General features: G+C 70.7%; 17 protein-coding genes. 4 read left to right on the top strand and 13 right to left on the bottom strand.

The annotated features are described in order from the left end of the window. Positions 1 to 169: 169 nt before the first annotated feature. Positions 170 to 1,039 carry an LLM class F420-dependent oxidoreductase gene (locus AMA02S_RS25030; protein ID WP_067461824.1) on the top strand — a complete coding sequence of 290 codons (870 nt, stop codon included), beginning with the start codon at positions 170 to 172 and terminating at the stop codon, positions 1,037 to 1,039. A 427-nt stretch (positions 1,040 to 1,466) separates the two neighbouring features. On the opposite strand, the gene AMA02S_RS25025 is transcribed toward AMA02S_RS25030, so the two are convergent. The 9 genes from AMA02S_RS25025 to ppdK form a co-directional block, all read right to left on the bottom strand. Next, the gene (locus AMA02S_RS25025) at positions 1,467 to 1,907 is read right to left on the bottom strand and encodes a carboxymuconolactone decarboxylase family protein (protein WP_067461822.1); all 441 of its coding nucleotides are present in this window, start codon (positions 1,905 to 1,907) and stop codon (positions 1,467 to 1,469) included. A 66-nt stretch (positions 1,908 to 1,973) separates the two neighbouring features. Then, positions 1,974 to 2,699, bottom strand: a complete 726-nt coding sequence (locus AMA02S_RS25020; protein ID WP_067461821.1) for a DUF4389 domain-containing protein — start codon at positions 2,697 to 2,699, stop codon at positions 1,974 to 1,976. Positions 2,700 to 2,951: 252 nt separating this feature from the next. Continuing rightward, entirely contained in the window at positions 2,952 to 3,845 is an 894-nt protein-coding gene (gene sigJ / locus AMA02S_RS25015; RefSeq protein WP_067461820.1) for an RNA polymerase sigma factor SigJ, read from the bottom strand. A gap of 145 nt (positions 3,846 to 3,990) precedes the next feature. After that, a complete protein-coding gene (locus AMA02S_RS25010; protein ID WP_245667812.1) occupies positions 3,991 to 4,359 on the bottom strand; it encodes a GtrA family protein in 369 nt (122 codons plus the stop codon). A 170-nt stretch (positions 4,360 to 4,529) separates the two neighbouring features. Continuing rightward, positions 4,530 to 5,744, bottom strand: coding sequence for an MFS transporter (locus tag AMA02S_RS25005; RefSeq protein ID WP_067461818.1), 1,215 nt, complete (start codon positions 5,742 to 5,744; stop codon positions 4,530 to 4,532). Positions 5,745 to 5,984: 240 nt separating this feature from the next. Then, the gene (locus tag AMA02S_RS25000; protein ID WP_067461817.1) at positions 5,985 to 7,211 is read right to left on the bottom strand and encodes an NAD(P)/FAD-dependent oxidoreductase; all 1,227 of its coding nucleotides are present in this window, start codon (positions 7,209 to 7,211) and stop codon (positions 5,985 to 5,987) included. A 261-nt stretch (positions 7,212 to 7,472) separates the two neighbouring features. Continuing rightward, on the bottom strand, positions 7,473 to 8,762 hold the full coding sequence (locus tag AMA02S_RS24995; protein WP_067461816.1) for a deoxyguanosinetriphosphate triphosphohydrolase: 1,290 nt from the start codon (positions 8,760 to 8,762) through the stop codon (positions 7,473 to 7,475). Between the two features lie 60 nt (positions 8,763 to 8,822). Next, on the bottom strand, positions 8,823 to 9,629 hold the full coding sequence (locus AMA02S_RS24990) for a YdcF family protein (RefSeq protein ID WP_067462071.1): 807 nt from the start codon (positions 9,627 to 9,629) through the stop codon (positions 8,823 to 8,825). A 105-nt stretch (positions 9,630 to 9,734) separates the two neighbouring features. Further along, positions 9,735 to 12,473: a pyruvate, phosphate dikinase gene (gene ppdK, locus AMA02S_RS24985; RefSeq protein WP_067461815.1), complete on the bottom strand. Its 2,739-nt coding sequence runs from the start codon at positions 12,471 to 12,473 to the stop codon at positions 9,735 to 9,737. Positions 12,474 to 12,788: 315 nt separating this feature from the next. On the opposite strand from ppdK, the gene AMA02S_RS24980 reads away from it, so the two are divergent. The 3 genes from AMA02S_RS24980 (at position 12,789) to AMA02S_RS24970 (ending at position 17,032) form a co-directional block, all read left to right on the top strand. Further along, a complete protein-coding gene (locus AMA02S_RS24980) occupies positions 12,789 to 14,675 on the top strand; it encodes a glycoside hydrolase family 15 protein (protein ID WP_245667811.1) in 1,887 nt (628 codons plus the stop codon). A 138-nt stretch (positions 14,676 to 14,813) separates the two neighbouring features. Next, on the top strand, positions 14,814 to 15,914 hold the full coding sequence (locus tag AMA02S_RS24975; protein ID WP_157430823.1) for a septum formation family protein: 1,101 nt from the start codon (positions 14,814 to 14,816) through the stop codon (positions 15,912 to 15,914). After that, on the top strand, positions 15,911 to 17,032 hold the full coding sequence (locus AMA02S_RS24970; RefSeq protein ID WP_084265559.1) for a DUF4190 domain-containing protein: 1,122 nt from the start codon (positions 15,911 to 15,913) through the stop codon (positions 17,030 to 17,032). The genes AMA02S_RS24975 and AMA02S_RS24970 overlap by 4 nt, the downstream gene beginning before the upstream one ends. Before the next feature lie 37 nt (positions 17,033 to 17,069). Here the strand turns inward: AMA02S_RS24970 and secD are convergent, their stop codons facing one another. From secD to AMA02S_RS24950, 4 genes are all read right to left on the bottom strand, one after another. Next, the gene (gene secD / locus AMA02S_RS24965) at positions 17,070 to 19,376 is read right to left on the bottom strand and encodes a protein translocase subunit SecD (RefSeq protein ID WP_067462064.1); all 2,307 of its coding nucleotides are present in this window, start codon (positions 19,374 to 19,376) and stop codon (positions 17,070 to 17,072) included. A 66-nt stretch (positions 19,377 to 19,442) separates the two neighbouring features. Next, the gene (locus AMA02S_RS24960; protein WP_067461812.1) at positions 19,443 to 19,868 is read right to left on the bottom strand and encodes a hypothetical protein; all 426 of its coding nucleotides are present in this window, start codon (positions 19,866 to 19,868) and stop codon (positions 19,443 to 19,445) included. 163 nt (positions 19,869 to 20,031) lie between these two features. Beyond that, positions 20,032 to 21,420: a glycine--tRNA ligase gene (locus tag AMA02S_RS24955; protein ID WP_067461811.1), complete on the bottom strand. Its 1,389-nt coding sequence runs from the start codon at positions 21,418 to 21,420 to the stop codon at positions 20,032 to 20,034. 192 nt (positions 21,421 to 21,612) lie between these two features. After that, positions 21,613 to 22,998 (bottom strand): glycoside hydrolase domain-containing protein, encoded by a 1,386-nt coding sequence (locus tag AMA02S_RS24950; protein WP_157430822.1) that lies wholly within the window; start codon positions 22,996 to 22,998, stop codon positions 21,613 to 21,615. Between the last annotated feature and the right edge of the window lie 264 nt (positions 22,999 to 23,262).

The raw sequence follows: 23,262 nt of genomic DNA, 5'->3' as shown, positions 1-23,262 counted from the left end.
CGAGCGTAGTCCGGGGACGCTGTGGTCTCTACGGGCCGGGGGGCGAGGGCGGGTAGGAAGGGGACAGGGTGACTTGACCTGGAGTGTGCTCCAGGTCGCAAAGTTGTCCTCGACGTCCGATGCGACCCGCTTGAACATTCGAGAATCTTGAGAATTAGGAGCATCTGCCATGCATGTCGGGCTGCAGGTTCCCAGTTTTACCTTCCCAGGCGGCCCTGACCAGATCGGGCCTACGTTCGGCCGGATCGCTCGGGAGGCCGACGACGCCGGGCTGCGTTCCCTCTGGGTGATGGACCACTTCTTCCAGATCCAGGTGGTGGGGGCGGCTGAGGAGCCCATGCTGGAGGGCTATTCCGCGCTGGCGTACGCCGCGGCGCTGACCGAGCGAATCACGCTCGGGACGATGGTCACCGGTGTCACCTACCGGCATCCGGGGATCCTCGTGAAGACGGTGACGACGCTGGACGTCCTGTCGGGCGGACGGGCATGGCTGGGCATCGGGGCGGCGTGGAACGACGAGGAGTCGCGCGGCCTCGGCGTGGCCTTCCCACCTACGGCGGAGAGGTTCGAGCGGCTGGAGGAGACGCTCAAGATCACACATCAGATGTGGAAGGGGGACGAGACCGCGTTCGAGGGTGAGCATTACCGGCTGGAGCGTCCGCTGAATTCACCGCCCGCGCTGCAACGGCCGCATCCACCGATTCTGATCGGTGGGGGTGGCGAGAAGAAGACGCTGCGGTTCGTCGCTAAGTACGCCGATGCGTGCAATCTCTTCGACGGCGAGGAACTCCCCCGGAAGCTGGAGATCCTGCGCGAACACTGCGAGCGGGAAGGGCGCGACTATGCCGACATCGAGAAGACCGCGCTGACATTCCTGGCGGGCGAGCCTTCGGTGGACGCGGCCGTCGACGCCATCGGGCGGCTCGCCGAATCCGGCATTGACCAGGTGATCTTCTCGCAGGGGACCGGTCAGGACCTCGCCGGCCTTCTTGGCGAGGCGCTGTCGCAGACCCAGAAGATCGTGCCCGCGGGACGCTGAGGGCGAGACGCCACCGCCAGGGACCCTGGTCACCGCCACCGGATAGCGAGATCTCTTCCATTCGTCCACGGCGGACATCCAGCCCACGCGCGGAGTCCAGCCAGGACGTCTGATCCGGGCATCCTCAGTATGCGCGCCTGGTCCGTGCAGTTGTCGACTCCGGCACGGGCCGGTGGCACACGGTCAACTACGGCCGCGGCCAGGGACGGTCTGGGACGGCCATGTCCGTGAACGCCTGTGGTCCGTCCACACCTCTGCCTCGTGAGTGAGTTGGTCGAGCACCTAGTCCGCGCGCTCTCCCGTGGGTGACCTGCGCGGGCACGGTCGCCTGAGCGATCTGGAAGACAGGTAAGCGAGATCCGGAGCCCGCGCGCCGCCACTTCGGCGCGCGGGTCGGATGCGCGGGTCGGATGCGCGGACGGCGGTTTCAGCCTCGGACAGGGGGCCGGAGCTTCAACGGCACTCCGAGCAGGTTCAGAGCGTTGATCAAGGAGACCAGCCCGACGAGGTCGCCGAGTTCCCGGTCGTCCGGGTAGTGCTTGCGCAAGATCTCCCAGAGTTCGTCGCTCACCGGTTCCCGGCGCGTGACGGCCTCGGTGTAGCCGAGCGCGGCGCGTTCCGGCTCGCTGTAGAGGTGCGACTCGCGCCAGATGGTGAGGTGGTAGAGGCGCTCCTCGGTCTCGCCGAGAGCGCGGGCGTCGCGGGTGTGCGCGTCCACGCAGTACGCGCAGCCGTTCAGCTGGGACGCGCGGATCTTGATGAGATCCTGCACCCGGTGGTTCAGCGGCCCCTTGCGAATCACGCGGGCGATGTCCATGAATCCCTTGTGGACCTCGGGTGTGGCCTCCGGCATGAGCAGGCGTGCCATTGTCGTTCTCCCTTCTTCACCAGGGAGACGACATAGCCGGCCAAGCCGTGACCGCTGAAGGGATGGTCACAGGCTGCGTATGGAGCCCTGCAGCAGGGCGCCGAGCACACCGAGCACGATGAACAGCACCAGCAGGTTACGGGCCGTCCCGTCGAGGACGAGCGGCCGGGTCGCCGAGGCGCGTGGTTCCTCCGGTTCGTCGCCGAACAGGCGCTTCGGGTACGCAGAGGTCAGCATCAGCGTGTACGCCTGGGTGCGCAGCCAGTACCGCTGGACGGCGGCGGTCGCCCCGAACAGCGCGACCGGCATCCGGCCCTTGATCAGGACGATCAGCCAGATGACGAGCCCGGCGACAGCCCAGCCGGTCGTCACCACGTTCGCCACGATCGCGGCGGGAATGATCAGGATGATCCGGAACAGCACCGCGAGGCGGTTGAGTGGACCCGGCCGCACCTCGACGCGCGCCGGGTAGTCCGTCGGCGCCCATGCGAACGGCGGGTACTCGCCCACCAGCAGATAGCCGTAGGCGCCGACCCTGACGGACCACGCGAGGTATCCGGTCAGGTATCCGGCGGCCCAGTCCGGCAGCCGCCCCAGCACCAGCGCCGCGAACCATCCGATGATCGCCACGACGTCCGCGACGACGTGCAGGACGATCAGCACCAGGATGTGCGGGATGATCAGGATCGCACGAAAGAACACGGTGATCCGCGCCTGCGGCGACGGTCCTTCGATATCGAGGGTGGGCTGCCACTCTCCGCCGGGTGCAGCGCCCGCCAGGGTCCCCGCCATGCGACCTCCTCGGCCAGGTCCCCCGGAGCGTACCTCTGTTCCGTTCTGCCGCCGAGGAGGAACTGACGTCCTAGATCGGCCAGCCCGTCATCCTTCGCCCCGATATGCCGCGCCCCAGGCGGCAGGCGGCAGGCGGCAGGCGGCAGGCGGCAGGCGGCAGGCGGCAGGCGGCAGGCCGGAGCATAAGACCCGGACGACCAGTCGCTGCGGACGGCTTGGGGCGGGGTGATGGCCTGGGGTCGGGTGGGAGGGCTACGTCTGGAGGTGATCTGTCAGGGGCACGAGTTTGTCCGGATTGAGGACGCGACGGTAGGCGGTGATGCGGCCGTTCTGTATCTGCATGGTGTCGACGCCGGTGATGCGGCCGCTGGAGTGGACCAGCAAGGCAGGTTCGCCGTTCACCTCTGCCGGGATGAGCCGCACCCGGTGGCGCGCGCCCACCCGGAGCAGGGTGGTGACGACCCGCGCCGCGCCGACGATGATCTTTCGGGCGGCGAAGATCTTGCCGCCGCCGTCGGTGGTGTACGTCGCGTCCGGGTCGAGCAGTTCCATCAGCGCCGCACCGTCGCCCTTCTCGTACGCGGCGCGGAAGGCCGCGAGGACCTTCTCGCGTTCGGTGCGCGAGGCGGGACGGGCCGGCTGGGCGGCGGCGACCTTGCGGCGGGCTCGGGACGCGAGTTGCCGGCAGGCCGCTGGTGACTTGCCGAGCACGCCGGCGATCTGGTCGTACGGAACCTCGAACGCCTGATGCAGGACGAAGGCGACCCGCTCGGGGGGCGACAGCTCCTCCAGTACCAGCATCATCGCGGTGCCGACGATGTCGTCCACCAGGACCTTCTCGGACGCGTCCGGGCCGGTCAGCAGGGGTTCGGGCAACCATGGGCCGACGTAGTCGACGCGGCGGGCGCGGGCGGTGCCGAGCACGTCGTAGGAGCGGCGCGCGGCGACGGTGAGCAGCCAGGCACGAAGGTCGCGGATACCGTCCAGGGTCCCCTGTGCGGCGGCGCGCAGCCACACGTCCTGGACGATGTCCTCGGCGTCGGCGACGCTGCCGGTGATGCGGTAGGCGGCGCCGAACACCGCTGGACGGTGCTGGGGCCACTCGTCGTCGAGGCGGCTCGGCCGGTCCTGGATGGGCGTGCTCATGACGTGTACGACCCGATCTCCGCCCAAGGCATTCCCGCGGCGGGCACAGAAGGCAGGGCGGGCGCAGCCAGGGGCGGGGCGGGCGCAGCCGGGGGCAGGGTGAACCCAGAGGGCAGGGTTGGCGCAGAGGGCGGGGCGGCCCGGGTCACGCGGCCGCGGGGGTGAAGACCCACTTCTTGTACGACCAGTAGCGGAACGCCGCACCGAGACCGACGCCCGCGAGCAGGCCGAGGTTGTAGGCGACACCGCCGTGCAGGCCGAGGGTGTAGTAGGTGAATCCGGTGCACAGAACCTGGATGAGCAGCCCGACGCCGTTCAGCGCGAAGAAGACCACGACCTCGCGACCGGACCCGTCGCTGTCGCGGTGCCGGAACGTCCAGAACCGGTTGGCCAGGTAGGAGGTCAGGGTGGACACCACGGTCGGCACGACGACGCTCGTCACGGGGCTGCCGCCGAGCCAGGCGCGCATGAGGTTCGCGCCGAAGATCATGATGAGGGTGCCGACGAAACCCACGAAGCCAAAAGTGAGCAGTTCACGAAGGAACGTGCGGTACGCCGGGGCGGACGAGACCGTTCTGACCGGTCTTGACCGCTGCATGGTGTTCACTCGCCCAGACCTTACCTGAGTCGGACATATGTCATGGTCACAACCTGGGCAAGAGTCAGCACGTCACGGGCTGGAGTTCAGCGCCCGGCGGTGGCCACCGCCGGAGCCAGCAGGAAGATCAGGCCGACCAGCCCGACCGGGACGGCCAGCGCCCAGCCCAGGCCGACGCCCTGCGCGACGAAGCCGATGACGGGTGGCCCGCCCAGCAGCCCGGCGTAGCCGACGCCGGTCACCCTGGAGATACCGGACGCGGCGGGCACGCCGGGCACATTGCCCGCGGCGCTGAAGGTGACGGGTGCGACGACGGCGATGCCGAGGCCGAACAGGGTGAAGCCGGCCACGGCGGCGGCCGGGTCCCGGACCGCGAGCCCGAGCCCGAGCCCGAGCGCGGCGATCAGTGAGCCGGCCCGCAGCACCGGGACGGGACCGAACCGTGCCACGACCTTGTCCCCGGCGAGGCGTCCGGCGGTCATGGCGACCGCGCATCCGGCGAAACCGAGGCCCGCGACGCCGGGGCCGGTCCCGAGGCTCTCCCGCAGGTAGATCGCACTCCAGTCGGCCATCGCCCCTTCACCGACGAACGAGCACAGGCCGATGATCCCGAGCATCGCCAGCAGCCACCGCCCAGATCCCCCGCCCGACGGGGTGGTGTCGGGCTTGGACGCGCCGTCCGGCTTGTCGGAGGCCCCCAGGTTCTCGGGCTCCTCCAGGAGGGTGTCAGCGGAACGATCCAACAGGTCCCGGCAGCCGAAGAGCAGCACCGTCATCAGCACGCCCGTCGCCAGGGAGAGGTGGACGGCAACCGGGACGCCCTTGTGAGCCGCAGCGGAACCGATCAGGGCTGCTACGAGGGTCCCGATGCTGTAAGCACCGTGCATCCCGGACATCAGGGGGCGCCGGTAGCCGCGCTCGACGGCGACGCCCTGGGCGTTCATGGCCACGTCCATCAGGCCAAGTGAGGCGCCCAGCACCGCCAAGGCGCAGATCAGCGCGCCGAGGTTCCAGGCCAGCCCCAGGGGGACGAGCGACAGCGCGCCGACGATCCCGCCGGCGACCGTCGTCGCGCGGCTGCCCCAGCGCGCGACGATCATTCCCGCGAACCGCACCGCGACGGCGACGCCCACGGGCGCGCCTAGCAGGGCCACGCCCATCGCGCCCTCGCTCAGCCCGAGGTGCTCCTTGATCTGCGGGATCCGGGTCACCCAGGCGGTGCCGGTCAGCCCGTGGACGGTGAACGCCACCGTCACCGCGGTCCGCGCCCGGACGGGCGGCGTGATCTTCTCCGTCACCACCCGGACGACCCTACGTTGCTGACATCTCCGGCGGAATGCCCCACCGGGGATTCAATCGGACGGGATGGCCGGCCAGTGGATCAAGCGAGCACGGTGGTTCGGACGAGCACCGGTGGATCAAGCGAGCACGGTAGTTCGGGCGAGTTGGGTGGGGCAGGCGAGCACAGCGGACCAAAGGAGCACCGCGGATCAGGCAAGCACAGTGATCAGGCGAGCACGGTGATCAGGCGAGCACGGTGATCAGGCGAGTTCGGTCAGTGGGGTTTCCGGGTCGGCCAGGCGGGTCCCGTCCACGGGGCTGCCGGACCTGATCAGCGTCTGGATGTCTCCGGTCACGTCCCACACGTTGACGTTCATGCCGCCGACGACACGCCCGCCGGACAGCCAGAAGGCGATGAACTCGCGGCCTGCGACGTCCCCCCGGTAGACGACCTCGTCGTACTCCCCCGGCGTCGCGACGCCGGACATCTCCATGCCGAGGTCGTACTGGTCGCTGAAGAAGTACGGGACCCGATCGTAGGTGACCTCCTGGCCGAGCATGGCGCGTGCGGCGGCCGGGCCGCCGTTCAGTGCGTTCGCCCAGTGCTCCACGCGGATCCGGCGGCCGAGCAGCGGGTTGTAGGCGTTCGCGACGTCGCCGGCGGCGTAGATGTCGGGGTCGGACGTGCGGAGGGATGCGTCGACGAGGACCCCGTCCGCCACCTCCAGCCCGGCCTCCTCGGCCAGCCGTGTGTTCGGGCGGACGCCGATGCCGACGATCACGACGTCCGCGGGGACCTCGGCGCCGCCCGAGGTGACCACCGCCGATACCTGTCCGGCACCCCAGAATCCCGCCACGCCCTGGTCGAGTCGCAGATCGACGCCGTGCTCACGGTGCAGGTCAGCGAAGACCGCGCCCAGTTCGGGGCCGACGGAGGCGTGCAGTGGCACGGGCTCAGGCTCGATCACGGTGACGTCGTTGCCGTACGAGCGGGCCGCGGCGGCGGTCTCCAGCCCGATCCAACCCGCCCCGGCCACCACGACCCGGCGGCCACCGTGCGCGAGCGCTTGCTTGAGGGCGGCCGAGTCAGCCATCGTGCGCAGATAGTGGATGCCCTGGAGCCTGGACCCGGGGACCTCCAGCTGCCGTGGGGACGCCCCGGTCGCCAGGAGCAGTTTGTCGTACCCGATCGGTTCCTTGGTCGACAGGCGTACCTGGTGCGCGGCACGGTCGATGGCGTCGACGGAGACGCCCAGCCGCAGGTCCACCTCATGCTTGTCGTACCAGTCGCCCTCGTGGACGTGGGCTTTCTCCCGCTGTTCCTTGTCCAGCAGGAAGCCCTTGGACAGGGGTGGTCGCTCGTACGGCCGTTCGATCTCCTCGCCGATCAGCAGCACCCGGCCCGCGAAGCCCTCCTCGCGGAGCGTCTCCGCCGCCTTGGCACCCGCCAGGCTGGCACCGGCGATGACGAACGTCTCCTCGGGCATGGCGACCTCCTGTAGATGACTTCTTGCTATCACTACAGCGGCCCTTCCGGGGAGACAAGGGTCGGCGTCGGGCGCGTCGAGGCGCGCGCCGGGCTTTTCGAGCGTGCACCGAAGCGTCAGACTGGTGTGTCGTAAGGGCAGACCGGTGTGTTGCAGGGTCCCGCGAGCGTGTCGATAGGAAAGACCGGCGCGTCGAGGGCGTTCGCCGGCCCTGCTTATCCTGCTTATCCTGCTTGCCGCGGCCCTTTCCGACGGGACGGGTCAGCGGATCCGGTCGCCGAGCATCGCGTGCCGGGCCATGGCCGACAGGTCGGTCAGGGAGGCGATCTGGTCGACGACGGCGCGCAGCCGGGCCGCGTCGTCCTCGGCGTCGGTGAACGCGGCACGAAAGCCGGGATCGAGCGTGCCGGGCGCGCCGGCGAGCATCATCTCGGCCAGCTCGGTGATCAGCGTCCGTTGCCGGGCCCTGACCTCCTCGTGGCTGATCCACACGTAGTGCGCCGTGATGCCCTTGAGCAGGGCGTTCTCCAGCCGCTGCTCGCGCGGGACGATCAGCTCCGCCGCGTACCGGGTCAGCGGGCGGTCACCGTAGGCATCGCGGGTCGCGGTCTCGGCGGCCAGGCAGAACCGCCCGATCAGGGTGCTCGTGAGGTTCTTGAGAGCGGCGAGGTTGCGGGGCGTACCGTCAAAGCGGTCGGGCCAGCACGGCTCGGCGAGCAGCGCGGCGAAGCGCTCCTCCAGTTCGGCCAGGTCGGCGTCGGCGCAGTACAGCTTGATCGCGGTGGCGGCGACGAGCCGACGCTCGGCGGGGTCGGCGAGCCGGGCGAAGTCGATGTGCCCGGCGACCAGCGCGTCCTCAAGGTCGTGGACGGAGTAGGCGACGTCGTCACTCCAGTCCATGACCTGCGCCTCGAAGCAGGTGCGGCCGGGTGCGGCGTCACCGCGGACCCAGCGCGCCACGTCGACGTCATCGCTGTAGATGCCGAACTTCCCGTTGACGGCCTCGGTCTCGGTCCAGGGGTACTTCATCGCCGCGTCAAGTGCAGCGCGGGTGAGGTTGAGACCTACGCTGCGGCCGTTGAGGGGTGGTCCGTCCGGCGCGAAGGACTTGGGTTCGAGCCGGGTCAGGACGCGCAGGCTCTGCGCGTTGCCCTCGAACCCGCCGCAGTCACGGGCGACGACATCCAGCGCGGCCTCGCCATTGTGCCCGAACGGCGGGTGGCCGATGTCGTGGGACAGGCACGCCGTCTCGACGAGGTCGGGGTCACACCCGAGGGATTTGCCCAGCTCGCGGCCCACTTGTGCGCATTCCAGGGAGTGGGTCAGCCGGGTGCGCAGGCTCTGCACGGTGTCGGCGCCGGCATCGGCGCCGGGCGAGGCCACCTGCGTCTTGGCGGCGAGCCTGCGCAGGGCTGCGCTGTGCAGGACACGGGCGCGGTCACGCTCGAATGCCGTGCGGTCGCGGCGCTTGGGCGGCTCGGGCGCCCAGCGCCTGCGGTCGTGCGCGGTGTAGCCGTGCGCGGCCTGGCCGCGGTAAGGGTAGTGGGTCATGTGCTTCCAGAATAGGCGCCCACGGTGACGTTGAGATGACCTTCGAGAAAGGTGTTCGCGTCACGGATGGGGCGTCCCGGTAGGCGCACCGGTCGGGCCGGTCGGCGTGCCGCTCTTCGCCGGGTCACCATGGATGATCTTGATCGTCTCGCTGGGCGTCTTCACGCTCTTGCCCAGCAGGACGTATGAGAGGTAACCGCCCGTCTCTCGGACGATGTAGTGGAACTGCGTGTCACGGGTCTGCACGCTCGGGCCGCTGCGGGTCGGCGAGGCGGCGGCCTTGATGCCGTTGGCCTCGGCCATCCGCTTGGAGCGCAGGCCGTGCCACGGATCGGTGACGATCACACCGGACGACCAGTGCAGCCGCCGGAACTCCTTGCCGACCGCCTCGAAGCTCTCCAGCGTGTCGCGGCCGACCGGCACCGCGACGACCTTCGCGGCCGGCACCCCGCCCCTCTGCACCAGCCACCGGCGGCCGGACTCGGCCTCGGTGAAGTTGTCGCCGGGGGCCTTGCCTCCCACGGTGACGATCGCGGGTGCCACCCCGGCGCGGTAGAGGTCCAGCGCGTGCTGGAGCCGCCACTGCAGCGTCGGGGACGGGACGCCGTTGTACTGGGCGGCGCCGAGCACGATGATCGCGTCCGACCGGGGTCGCTCGTCCTGCCGGGCCTGGTGCCAGATCCGTGCCCCGACGGTCAGCGGTGTCAGTACCGCTATCGCGATCAGGCCGGTGAGAATGCTCACCGGGATCGTGAACCAGAGCGAGCGTCTATGCCGCTCGCGCCGGCCGCGCCCGCGACCCCGTACACGCGGGCGTTCGTCCTTTTCGTCCGGTTCCAGGTCCGGCAACTCCACTTCCACCGTCATCGCCTTGGCCACGTTACTTAGATGGTCCGGCGCGCGCGCGAAGTTCACAAGTCTGGCGTGTTGTCCCCGCCACTTTCTGCACTCCTCGTGGCGGGGACCAGGCGTTCAGCGGCTGTCGCTTCCCCCTGCGGCCCCGTTCGCCGCGCCGGCCGCCTCGATCGCGGCGCGGCCGGCCTCCAGACGGGCCACCGGGATGCGGAACGGGGAGCAGGACACGTAGTCCAGGCCCACCTCGTGGCAGAAGTGCACCGAGTCCGGATCGCCGCCATGCTCGCCGCAGATGCCGAGCTTGATGCCGGGCCTGGCCTTGCGGCCCTCCTCGGCGGCGATGCGGACGAGCCGCCCGACGCCGTCCCGGTCGAGGGTCTCGAACGGGGACACGCCGAAGATTCCGAGCTCCAGGTAGCGGGAGAAGAACGCGGCCTCGACGTCGTCGCGGGAGAAGCCCCAGGTGGTCTGGGTGAGATCGTTCGTCCCGAAGGAGAAGAACTCGGCGGCCTCGGCGATCTGCCCGGCGGTCAGCGCCGCCCGCGGCAGCTCGATCATGGTGCCGATCAGCGCGGGCACGTCCACCCCGGTGGCCCGCTTGACCTCGTCCAGGATGTCGCGAGCCTCGTCGCGGACGGCCTCCAGTTCCTGGACTGCGCCCACGAGCGGGATCATGATCTCCGGACGCGGGTCGCCGCCCGCCCGGCGCCGCGCCGCGGCCGCCTCGGCGATCGCTCGAACCTGCATCGCGAACAGTCCGGGAATCACCAAACCGAGCCGCACGCCCCGCAGTCCCAACATAGGGTTCTGCTCGTGCAGTCGGGTGACTGCGTCGAGCAGTCTCCGGTCCTGCGGGTCCGCGCCGTCGCCGGCACGGGCCACCTTGACCGACAGCTCGGTGATGTCGGGGAGGAACTCGTGCAGCGGCGGGTCGATGAGCCGGATCGTGACCGGCAGCCCGTCCATGGCCTCGAAGATGCCCTCGAAGTCCTGCTTCTGGAACGGTTCGAGGGCGTCCAGCGCGGCCTGCCGCTGGTCGCCGTCCTCGGCCAGGATGAGCTCCTCGACGAGGCGGCGCCGGTCGCCGAGGAACATGTGTTCGGTACGGCACAGCCCGATTCCGGCGGCGCCGAAGCGGCGGGCCCGCGCGGCGTCCTCGGGGTTGTCGGCGTTGGCGCGGACGTTCAGCGCGGCGCGCGCGTCCGCGTGCGCCATGACCCGGTGGACGGCCGTGACCAGCTCGTCGCCGTCGCCGGCGGCCAGCTCGCCCTCGAAGTACCGGACGACGGGCGAGTCCTCGACGGGTACCTCGCCGAGGTAGACGTCGCCGGACGAGCCGTCGATGGAGATGACGTCGCCCTCGTTCACGGTGACACCGCCGGGGGCGGTGAACTGCCCGCCCTTGACGTCCACCTCCAGTTCCTCCGCGCCGCACACGCACGTCTTGCCCATGCCGCGGGCGACGACGGCGGCGTGCGAGGTCTTGCCGCCGCGCGACGTCAGGACGCCCTTGGCCGCGACCATCCCGGCGAGGTCGTCGGGGTTGGTCTCGCGGCGGACGAGGATGACGTCCTCGCCCTGCGCGGCCAGTTCCACGGCCCGCTTGGTGGTGAACACAACCTTCCCGACCGCCGCGCCCGGCGAGGCGTTCATGCCCTTGGTGAGCTTCCTGACGCCCTCGCCGGCGGCTTCGGCGTCCGTACTCTGGTCGCCGGCCGCGAAGCGCGGGAACATGAGCTGGGCGAGCTGGTCGCCGGTGACGCGGCGGGTCGCCTCGTCGGCGTCGATGAGCCCCTGGTCGTGGAGCTGGCAGGCGATGCGGAACGCGGCGGCGGCCGTCCGCTTGCCGACCCGGGTCTGGAGCATCCACAGCTTGCCGCGCTCGATCGTGAACTCGATGTCGCACATGTCGCGGTAGTGGTTCTCCAGCGTCTCCATGATCTCAAGGAGCCGGTCGTAGGAGCCCTTGTCGATCCGCTCCAGCTCGATCAGCGGCACCGTGTTGCGGATGCCGGCGACGACGTCCTCGCCCTGCGCGTTCTGCAGGTAGTCGCCGTAGATGCCCTGCTGCCCGGACGCGGGGTCGCGGGTGAAGGCGACGCCCGTCCCCGAGTCCATGCCGAGGTTGCCGAAGACCATCGAGCAGATGTTCACGGCGGTGCCGAGGTCGACGGGGATGCGCTCCTGCCTGCGGTACAGGATGGCGCGGGGGGCGTTCCAGGACTCGAAGACGGCCCGGACGGCGAGATCCATCTGCTCGCGCGGGTCGGACGGGAACTCCCGTCCCGCCCGCTCGCGGACGATGGCCTTGAACCGCTCGACGAGGTCCCGGTAGTCCTCGGCGCGCAGGTCCGCGTCGTCCTTGGTGCCGAGCGCGTCCTTGGCGGCCTCGACGGCGTCCTCGAACAGGTCGCCGTCGATGTCCAGGACGGTCTTGCCGAACATCTGGATCAGCCGCCGATAGGAGTCCCACGCGAACCGCTCGTCGCCCGACTGCGCGGCGAGGCCGTGCACGGACTCGTCGTTCAGCCCCACGTTGAGGACGGTCTCCATCATCCCGGGCATGCTGAACTTGGCGCCGGAGCGGACGCTGACCAGCAGCGGGTCATCGCTCTGCCCGAGCCGCTTGCCCATCGCCGCCTCCAGCGCGGCGAGGTGCCGGTCCACCTCCTCCGCCAGGCCCTCGGGCGGGTTCCCGTGCTCGAGATAGTGCCGGCACGCCTCCGCGGTGATCGTGAACCCGGGAGGCACGGGCAGGCCGAGGTTGGTCATCTCGGCCAGGTTGGCGCCTTTGCCGCCCAGCAGATCCTTGAGGTCCTTGTTTCCCTCAGTGAAGTCGTACACGAACTTCGCCACGGGGAGCTCCTTCTCGCTCCGGTTCCACCCAGCGACAGTGCCGAACCCGTACCGTCGGGAACGCGCGGCGTCGCGTTCTCCCAGGCGGCGGCGGGTTCGCTGCCCTGTTTGCCCGGACTGTACCCGCGAAGTCGGGACTTGCTCGGCGCCCCGTCGCCGAGACGGCATCTGCGCAGCTCAGAGCCGGGATAGTGGTCTAATCCAGTCCGCCGTCCTCAGGTGGCGGAAGGGCGGGACGGGCGGGCGGGGACACTCCGCCCGCCGTGACGTACCCATCGAGCGAGAGAGGGAATGATGGTTCAGGGAGGTGAGGTTGTGAGGCCGAAGGTCGCCGGCGGCCGGGCGGGAGATCCGTTCGCCCCCATCGCCGATTTCGGATTCCTGTCCGATTGCGAGACGACCGCGCTGGTCGCCCCCAGCGGCAACATCGAGTGGATGTGCCTGCCCAGGATGGACTCGCCCAGCGTGTTCGGTTCGATCTTGGACCGGGACGCCGGCTACTTCCGGGTCGGCCCGGCGGGCGTGGAGGTGCCGGCCGCGCAGCGCTACATCCCGGGCACGATGGTGATGGAGACCACCTGGTGGGTGCACGGCGGCTGGCTCGTGGTCACCGACGCGCTGCTCATGGGGCCCTGGCACCACGAGACCGAACGGTCCCACACCCATCGCAGGGCGCCCACCGACTACGACGCCGACCACGTCCTACTCCGGATGGTCCGGTGCGTGAACGGGCAGGTCCAGGTCAGGCTCGACTGCATGCCGGTGTTCGACTACGGCCAGACACCGGCCCGCTGGGAGCACACCGGCGCCGGGTACCACGAGGCCGTCGCGCGCGGGAACGGCATCGGGCTGCGCCTCAGCACCGACATGAACGTGGGCTTCGAGGGGTCGCTGGCGACGTCGAGGACGTTGCTGAAGCAGGGCGAGGCGCGCTTCGTCGCGCTGTCGTGGAGCGAGCACGAGGCGCCGTCCAGCTACGAGGAGGCGCAGGAGCGGCTCGTCTGGACCGTCCACCATTGGCAGCACTGGCTGGACCGCGGCCGGTTCCCCGACCATCCGTGGCGCAGCCACCTGCAACGCAGCGCGCTGACCCTGAAGGGGTTGACGTTCGCGCCGTCCGGTGCGGTGGCCGCCGCGGCGACGACCTCGCTGCCGGAGACGCCGGGCGGCGACCGGAACTGGGACTACCGCTACACCTGGATCCGCGACTCCACGATGGCGCTTTGGGCCTTCTACACCCTCGGCTACGACTGGGAGGCCAACGACTTCTTCTACTTCATCACCGACGTGGCCGAGGCCGCCGAGGGCAAGCTGCAGATCATGTACGGGCTGGACGGGCGGGAGGAGCTGCCCGAGTCCACGCTGGAGCACCTGTCCGGCTACGACAACGCCCGTCCCGTGCGCATCGGCAACGAGGCGTACATGCAGGCCCAGCACGACGTGTGGGGCGCGATCATCGGCTCCATCTACCTGTTCGTGCGCAAGCGGGACCGGCTCGACGACCGGCTCTGGAAGATCGTCGTCAAGCAGGTCGAGGACGCCCTCGCCAACTGGCGGACGCCCGACTGCGGCATGTGGGAGGTGCGCGGGGAGCCGCAGCACTTCACCTCGTCCAAGATCTTCTGTTGGGTGGCGGCCGAGCGCGGCGCGCGCCTCGCCCGCGTCCGCGGCGACCAGGACCGGGCGCTGCGCTGGCAGGCCGCGGCCGATGAGATCCACGCCGATGTGCTGGCCAACGCGCTGGACGAGCGGGGCGTGTTCACCGCGCACTACGGGGCGACGACCCTGGACGCGTCGGCGCTGCTGATCCCGCTGCTCGGCTTCCTGCCCGCCGACGACAAGCGGGTGCGCGAGACCGTCCTCGCCATCGCCGACGAGTTGTCGGAGGACGACCTCGTCCTGCGGTACCGGGCGACCGAGACCGACGACGGCTTCGAGTCGGAGGAGGGCACCTTCACGATCTGCTCGTTCTGGCTGGTCAGCACCCTGGTGATGATCGGTGAGCTCGAGCGGGCGCGGGCACTGTGCGAGAAGCTGCTGTCGTATGCGAGCCCGCTGCAGCTGTACGCCGAGGAGATCGACCCGCACACCGGCCGGCACCTCGGCAACTTCCCGCAGGCGTTCACCCACCTCGCGCTGATCAACGCGGTCATGCAGGTGATCAGGGCGGAGAGCGACGAGCACCAGCCGCCGCTGGCATAGCCGGCGGTGCAGGGCCCGTGGCCGGGACACCCCGGCCACGGAACCCGGCCAGGGCTGTCACGGTCCATGATCACAACTTGACTACAAACTTTGCGAAACTTGCGGCTTTTGTCGGAAGCCCTCAATAGCGTCCCCGAGGTGACCACACCACCGGATTCCGACCACTTCCCGGAGGAGCCGCACCCCACCCCCGCACGGGCAGACGGCCTGGTACCCGCCGCCGGGCGGGCCTCACGCGCCGGTGCCGCGCCGGACGACCACACTCGCGATCGTCGCCCTGGTCAGACGTCGCCATCCGGCCTTTCCGGGCCTCCGGGTTGGGTTCCGCCCGACGCACAGGCCCCGTCCGCCATCCCCGCTCCGCCGATCGTGGACGACTCCCCCGGGCGCCGGCTGAACCGGCCCGTGGTGGTCGCCGCGCTCAGCGGGATCACCATCCTGGCGCTGACCTGCGCGGCCGTGTCCGTGACCGTGGGCTCCTCCTCCGGCCCCGAGCGGGACGGCTCGGGACGGATCACCGGAAGCGGCATGATCCCGGTGACGTCACTGCACGTGGGCGACTGCTTCGTCGGGTTCAGGGAGACGGCGCCGCACGCCAAGGTCATGGCGCTGCCCTGCTCGCGTCCCCATGACGGCGAGCTCGTCGAACAGAAGCGGCTGCCGGACGGGCCCTACCCCGGCGCACAGAAGATGATCTTCGATGCCACCGAGGCGTGCAAGGGGTGGCACAAGAGGTTCGAGAAGACCCGCCTGCCCGGATCTTTCACGGGGTACACCAGCGAGCCCGACCGGGAGTCGTGGCAGAACGGGAAGCGGGACGTACGGTGTCTCCTGCGCTACACCGGTCCGGAGCCGCTCAGGGCGCCGCTGGAGACCACCCTGGACCCGAGCCTGCGGACGTTGGCGGAACTACGGCCGGGCGACTGCATCTCCGATTGGAGAGGGTTCGTGGCCCTCGCCCCGACGGTCGCGTGTTTCGAGCCCCACCGGCACGAGGTGCTGGCCGTCCACAGGCTGCCCGCCGGCCCCTATCCCGGTGAGGTGCCGGTCGAGCGCATGGCCGGCGCCGGCTGCCGCAGGCTCATGCTGGCGGCGTTTCGGACGAACCCTCCGCCGGTCGAGCTCCTCGGAGGGTTCGTGCCCCCGAACTCGCAGGTGTGGGACGAGGGGACGCACAAGGCCGTCTGCGTCGTCACGGCGAAGAAGGGCCTCCTGCACCGGTCGGTGACGCCGGGATGACGACCGACGACCTCCCGGAGAACCCCGAGCCCGCACCCGGCTGGGTCCTACCGCAAGCGCCCGTACCCGCCCCTCCCGCTCCTGATGGGCCACCGCCCCCACCGTCCCCCCGCTTCGCCGAAACGCACTTCGCCGTGGACGGGCACCCGCCGGACCTGATCCCGCGGACGAACAGGCTCGCGATCGTCACGCTGGTCATCGGGCTCCTCGGGCTGGTGCCGCTCGCGATCGGGTTCGGCATCGCGGCGCTGGTACAGATCGCGCGGCGTGGGGAGACGGGCAAGGGCCTGGCGTTCGGTGGCCTCGCCGCCTGCGCGCTGTGGGTGGTGATCTGGGTGCTCGGCCTGGCCCTGGCCATCGGCTCGCTGTTCTCGGCGGACCGTGACGAGGCGGGTCACATCCGTGGCAGCGGCAAGGTGTTCATCGCGACACTGCGGGTCGGGGACTGCTTCACCGGGTTCAGCGGGGACACCAGCGACCGCCTGGTCACGGCGCTGCCGTGCGCCCGTCCGCATGACGGCGAGGTCGCCGCCAAGAGCCGGCTCGCGGACGGACCGTACCCTGGTGAGCGGGAGACGATCCTCCAGGCCACCGAGGTGTGTCAGGAGCGGCTCGCCTGGGTGCGCAAGAGCCGCCACTCCGACGACCTGGATCTCTACTCCCTCCAGCCCGACGGCAGTGCCTGGCGCGCCGGGGACCGGGAGGTCGTGTGCATCCTGCGCTACACGGGCCCCGGCTCGCTCACCACGCCGCTTTCCGCGACGGTCGACGACAGCACCCGCACCCTCGCGGAGATCGCCGTCGGCGACTGCTTCGGGAAGTGGGACAACGACTCCGCGGTCCAGCGCAGGGTCGCCTGCACCACACCGCACTGGGTGCAGGTGTTCGCCGTCCACGCCCTGCCCGCCGGCCCGTTCCCGGGGCGGAAGGCGATCGAGAAGAAGGGCGACGCCTTCTGTGCCAGGAGCGAACGGACGATCTTCAAGGGGCGTCGGGGCCCCGAGGAGTACTCCTTCATCTATCCGCTCAAGGACGACTGGAACGACGGCCTCCGGAAGATCGCCTGCCTCGGCGAGAGCGTGAAGGCGCCCATGCGGCGCTCGATCCTGCCCCGCTGACACCGGGCCGGCCCGCCGGCCGGCCCGGTTGATCGTCCTAGACGACCGCGCCGGAATCCCCCGGTGCCCGGCGTCCCTGCCGCGTCACCGGTTTCGGAACCGGCGGCGGGGCCTTGGAGAAGCGCTCGAAGACGATCGCCAGAGGGGTCGCGGTGAAGACGCTGGAGTACGTCCCGACGCCGATGCCGACGAGAAGGGCGATGGCGAAGTCGGTGAGCGAGTCGCCGCCGAGCACCGCCAGCGCCGCGAGGATGAACACCGCGCCCATCCCGGTGTTGACGGTGCGCGGGACGGTCTGGAGCGCGCCGAGGTTCGCGATCCGCCCGAACGGCGTCCCGGGCCGCGCGCCCCACAGCTCCCGGATCCGGTCGAACACCACGACCGAGTCGTTCACCGAATAGCCGATGACGGTGAGCAGCGCGGCGAGGAAGACCCCGTCGATCGGCTTGTCCAGCCACGCGAAGACTCCGGTGACGACGAGCACGTCGTGGAACATGGCGAGGACGGCGCCGGCGCCGAACGTCCACCGGAACCTGATCGTGAGGTAGGCGAGCTGCACGGCGAGGGCCACGCCGAGCGCGATCAGCGCCTTGGCGCGCAGCTCGCTGCCGAGACTCGGGCCGATCAGCTCGTCGCGCTGCTTCACCGCGCCGCCGCCCTTGGCCGCGAGCGCGTCGTGGACACGCTTCTCCTCGGCGTTGTCCAGGTCGGACGTGCGGACGGAGATGCCGTCCTCGCCCGATGTCTGGACGACGGCGCGCGGGAACCCGGCGTCGGCGACGGCGGAGCGGGCGGCGTCGATGTCCACCGGACGGGTCGTGGAGTACTCGACGAGCCGTCCGCCGGTGAACTCCACGCCGTAGTCGAGGCCGCGCGAGAAGATCCCCGCCACGGCGAGGATGACCGCGAGGGCCGAGACGCCGAGCCAGAGCCGGCGTCGTCTCATCAGGTCGGGCTCGCGTTCCTCCAGCCATCGGCGGATCCGGCCGGACGTTCCGAGCCCGCCCGCCCTCGATCGGCCCAGCCCGGGCATCCGCGCGAGGGCGGCGTCGGTGAGGACGCGGCTGAGCAGCATCGCGGACACGAGGGAGGCGAGGACGCCGATGGTCAGCGTGACGCCGAAGCCCCGCACGGGCCCGGAGGCCAGGAAGAACAGCAGCCCGCCCGCCAGCAGCGTCGTGACGGCGGAGTCCGCGATGGCCGACCACGCCTTCGTGAACCCGGTCGACAGGGCCGCCCGCGGGCCGCGTCCCGGTGCTGCGGCGCGTTCCTCCCGGGCACGTTCGAAGGCCAGCACGTTCGCATCGATCGCCATTCCGACGGCCAGCACGAATCCGGCGAGACCGGGCAGGGTCAGCGTCGCACCGACCACGACGAGCGCGGCGTAGGAGATGAGGGCGTAGCCGGCGAGCGCCACCGTGGCCAGCAGGCCGACGAGCCGGTACACGGCGACGATGAACAGCCCGGTCAGCAGCACGCCGATGACCGCGGCCCGCGCGCTCGCGTCGATCGCGGCGTCGCCGAGCGTCGGCCCCACCACCCGCTGCTCGATGATCTTCACCGGTACCGGCAGGGAACCGCCCTCCACCAGCGCGGCGAGGTCCTTGGCCTCCTGCGGCCCGAAGTCCCCGGTGATCTGCGTGGACCCGCCGGTGATGCCGATCCCGCAGGCCACACCGGTGGTGACCTGCGGCGAAGAGATCACTTCGCCGTCCAGGACGATCGCGATGCGCCGCTCGTTCCCGGTGGCGCAGGCCGCCTTGGCGGTGAGCCGCTCCCAGATCTTGCCGCCGTCGCCCCGGAACCGGATATCGACGGCCCAGCCGCCGAGGCCCTGCGGGTCGTAGGAGGCGGACGCGGAGCCGACGCCGTCTCCGGTGAGCGCGGCCGGGCCGATCGTGATCGGGCGGCCGGACTCGTCCGGAACCGTCCGTTCTGCGACGGTTCGACCTCCGCCGGAGGTGCTGCCAGAAACGCTGCGGGAAGCGCCGCCGGAAGCGGTGACGGGGTGGGCGGTGAGCTGGGCTGTCTTGTCGATCACCGCGGCGGCGCGGGCCGGATCCTGAACGTCGGGCAGTTCGAGGATCAGGCGGCGGTCGCCGGACCGGGTGATCGACGATTCGGCGACGCCCAGCGCGTCGACGCGGCGGTACAGCACCTCCCGTGCGCGGTCGGTGGACTGCCTGCCGGCCTTCACGGTGGGCGAATCCTGCGTTTCCAGGACGATCTGGGTGCCGCCGCGCAGGTCGAGGCCGAGGCGGGCGGGTTTGGACAGGGCGAAGTACAGCGATGCGGCGAGCACGGCGAATGCCAGTACCGCCCGCACCACGTTGGCGCGAGACAAAGGGAGGACCTCCACACGGAATCCGGCGCCGCCGCCTCCGGGCGCGCGGCACCGCGAACAGGAACGTCAGATCCGTGTGGAAAGGGGCGGGGCGCGCCCGCGTGGCACGGCCCGCGGCGCGACGACGGGCGGTGCGGGGGCCATGACCGGACGGACGATCCGCCCGGCCGGCGGCCGAATCGGACTGCCAGACTCTGGCAGCGCCGCCTGCGGGACCTGCGCGGGCGTTCCCGTGATCTGGCGAGCCGCGGCGACCACGCCGGCGGCCGTTTCGAGGCGGGGATCCGGTCGCGGGCTCGACACCCGACCCCGGACGGGCGCGTTCTGGGCCGTCCCCGCCCGTACGCCGATCCCCGCGCTCGCCGTCGCCGCCGAGGCGGTCGTGGCGGCGGGCGTGACCATGAAGCCGACCAGCCCGAATGCGACGACCAGCAACCGGGCCAGCCGCCCGGCGGGCACCGTCGGACGGTCCGGGGCGCGCAGGTCAACCACGCGGAGCCCTCCCGTCGGTGATCGTCACTGATCGTCGCTGTCCGGGTTCACCCTCGCTGGAGCGAGGGTGCCCGTCCGGCCAACCTACGCGCAAAGCGCCGCGCGTCAAGGAAAAGGCGGGCCGCCCCCCTCGGGGACGGCCTGCCACAGGCGCGGGGTGCGGTCAGCAGCCGACGAGCTGAGCCGCCAGGAAGGACTCGACCTGGCCGATCGAGATGCGCTCCTGGCTCATCGAGTCGCGCTCCCGGACGGTCACCGCGTCGTCCTCCAGGGTGTCGAAGTCGACCGTGACGCAGAACGGGGTGCCGATCTCGTCCTGGCGGCGGTAGCGGCGGCCGATGGCCCCGGCGTCGTCGAAGTCGACGTTCCAGTTGCGGCGCAGCCGGGCGGCCAGGTCGCGGGCCTTCGGGGACAGGTCGGCGTTGCGCGACAGCGGCAGCACCGCGACCTTGACCGGGGCGAGGCGCCGGTCCAGCCGCATGACGGTGCGCTTCTCCAGCTTGCCCTTGGCGTTGGGCGCCTCGTCCTCGGCGTAGGCGTCCATCATGAACGTGAGGGTGCAGCGGTCGACGCCGGCGGCCGGTTCGATCACGTACGGGGTGAACCGCTCCCCCGACTCCTGGTCGAAGAACGACAGATCGGTGCCGGACGCCTTGGAGTGGGTCGTCAGGTCGAAGTCGGTACGGTTGGCGACGCCCTCCAGCTCGCCCCATTCGGTGCCGACGAAGTCGAAGCGGTACTCCACGTCGACGGTGCGCTTGGAGTAGTGGGACAGCTTGTCGGCGGGGTGCTCGTACAGCCGCAGGTTCTCCTTGCGGATGCCGAGGTCGACGTACCACTGGAGGCGCTCGTCGATCCAGTACTGGTGCCATTCCTCGTCGCTGCCGGGCTTGACGAAGAACTCCATCTCCATCTGCTCGAACTCGCGGGTCCGGAAGATGAAGTTGCCGGGCGTGATCTCGTTGCGGAACGACTTGCCGACCTGCCCGATGCCGAACGGCACCTTGCGGCGCGCGGACTGCTGGACGTTCAGGTAGTTGATGAAGATGCCCTGCGCCGTCTCGGGGCGCAGGTAGGCCAGCCCCGACTCGTCCTCGACGGGGCCGAGGTAGGTCTTGAGCAGGCCGTTGAACATCTTCGGCTCGGTGAAGGAGCCCTTGACGCCGCAGTTGGGACAGGAGATGTCAGCGAGCCCGTTCGCCGGCGGGCGGCCGTGCTTCTCCTCGTACGCCTCCGCCAGGTGGTCGGCCCGGAAGCGCTTGTGGCACGACTGGCACTCGGTCAGCGGGTCGACGAAGGCCTGGACGTGGCCGCTGGCCTCCCAGACCTCACGCGCGAGGATCACGCACGAGTCGAGTCCGACCACGTCGTCGCGGCCCTGCACCATGGACTTCCACCACTGGCGCTTGACGTTGTTCTTCAGCTCGACTCCGAGCGGGCCGTAGTCCCAGGAGGCGCGGAGCCCGCCATAGATCTCGCTCGACGGGTAGACCAGGCCCCGGCGCTTGGCGAGGTTGACGATCGTGTCGAGCACATCGGAACGGCGTGCCATGAATCTTCTCCATCCGGCTGGCGGTCGGCGGGACAGTGAGTGCGCCTCCGGTCCCCGCGAAAGCGGCGCGCGGCGGCGAATGCGATCCCCGGTGATGACGCATCACGGCAGTTCGGCGCCATGATGCCGCCGTGGGGCGCGGTCATCGCCGGCGCCCCCCAGGCATTCCCCAGCTTAGGGCACCGTGCCGGGTCAGTAGACGCTGCCGTCGGCGATGTTGCTGTCGATGTTGAGCGTCACGCCGCCGTGCCGCTCCTTGTGCCCTCCGCGGTACTGCTTGATCCGCCGGTGTGGGGGCCACCAGTCGTCCGGCAGGTGCGGGTCACCGTAGACGCGCGCCCTGCCATCCCAGTTGGCGAACCAGATGCACCCGGGCTTGCTGTACCCGTCCGCCCGGCCCACGTCGCGGATGCCGGATTGGGCGCTGCTGTACAGGCACGGCTTGTATTCCTGTTCTCTCAGCCCGCGGACCCACGCGTCGACGAACCTCAGCACGGCCTTCCTACAGGAGGCGTTCTTACCGCCGTAGGCCTCCATGTCGAAGTAGATCGGCCTGTACCGCGGGATCCCGAGCCTTGCGGCCCGGCGGGCGGCGTCCACGGCGGCCTTACCGCCTTCGGAGGCGGCGTTCCTGGCGGTGAAGCGCTGCCGTCGGTGGCCGCAAGGTGCCTGGAGGCCGACGTAGGTGGGCGTGATGCGGTAGCCCATCTGGCGCACCTCCCTCACCCAGCCCCTGGTCAGGTTGGGCTGCGCGCAACCGCGCGCCGCGCCGCCGATGTAGATGTTGGTGACCTTGAACGAGGGCCGCCACGCCCTCATCGAGGCGAGCGCGGGCGCCGTGCAGGTGTCGAAGCCCTTGCCGGAGACCCACGCCCCTTCGGTCTCCTCCACGCCGTCGGGGGCATCCGGCGTGTCGACGGGCGGGCCGATGAGCGACGGCAGGTTGAGGGAAGGCCCGTCTGTCGGCTCGTCTGTCGGGCCCGGCCCCGCCCCTCGCCGGGTGGGCCGACGGTCCGGAGACGCGGGCTGGCCGGGCCGGCCAGGCTCCTCGGGCCACGCCGAGGTCAGCCGGGCTCCCCTGAGGATCCGCTGAAGCCGCGCCGGGTCCGTCCCGTACACGCCGGTGATGCTGACACCGGCCTCGGGCAGCGTGAGCCGTGTCTCATGGCCCGTGGTCGGCCGGACCGTGACCGAGGCGAGTTTGTCGCCTTTCACGACCGTCCGGGAGGCCCTACCGCCGCCCAGGGGCGCGACGTGAACGGCCTCGGTGCGGCCGACCAGACGGGCCGGGCAGTCAGGCTGCGGCCCGGGACGGCCGAGGTAGACGGCCTGCCGGTCGTAGCGGACGCAGCGGGACGGGTCGCGGTCGAGCCGGTGGACCGTCCAGCCCGCCGGGACGGGCACGCGCACCCCCCGGTACTGGACGACCCGGGCCCGGCCGGAGTCCGCCTCGGCGGCACGGCTCAGCGCGGCGGCCTCGTCTGCCGGGGCCCCCGCGGCGGCCGGCCAGAGGCAGGCGACGAGGGGAGCGATGGCCGCCACCCCGAAGACTCCGCCGAGCAGCACGGCATGGCGCATCACATCTCCCCCGAAGACTCCCCCGGCCGGCCGGCGATCCTGTCCCCGCGGCACGGCATGATCGTGATGCGGCAAAGATGACCATGGACGGGTAGGGCGAAACCGGGCCCGGCCGCTTCTTGCCCGGCGGTTGCCCTTATCTGGACCGGCCGGTCCCGGACGGGCCGGATCCGGACGCACCGGACACCGGCAGGGGCGCGGGCAGAGACACACCGGCAGGGACCGGGGCAGGGGTCGAGGACCGTACGCCGGGGCGCCGGTCAC

It is taken from the genome of Actinomadura macra NBRC 14102 (genome assembly GCF_001552215.1).
In the GTDB taxonomy this organism is placed as follows: domain Bacteria; phylum Actinomycetota; class Actinomycetes; order Streptosporangiales; family Streptosporangiaceae; genus Spirillospora; species Spirillospora macra.
Note: the sequence above shows the minus strand (reverse complement) of the source record. Positions and strands in the feature narration are given on the sequence as shown.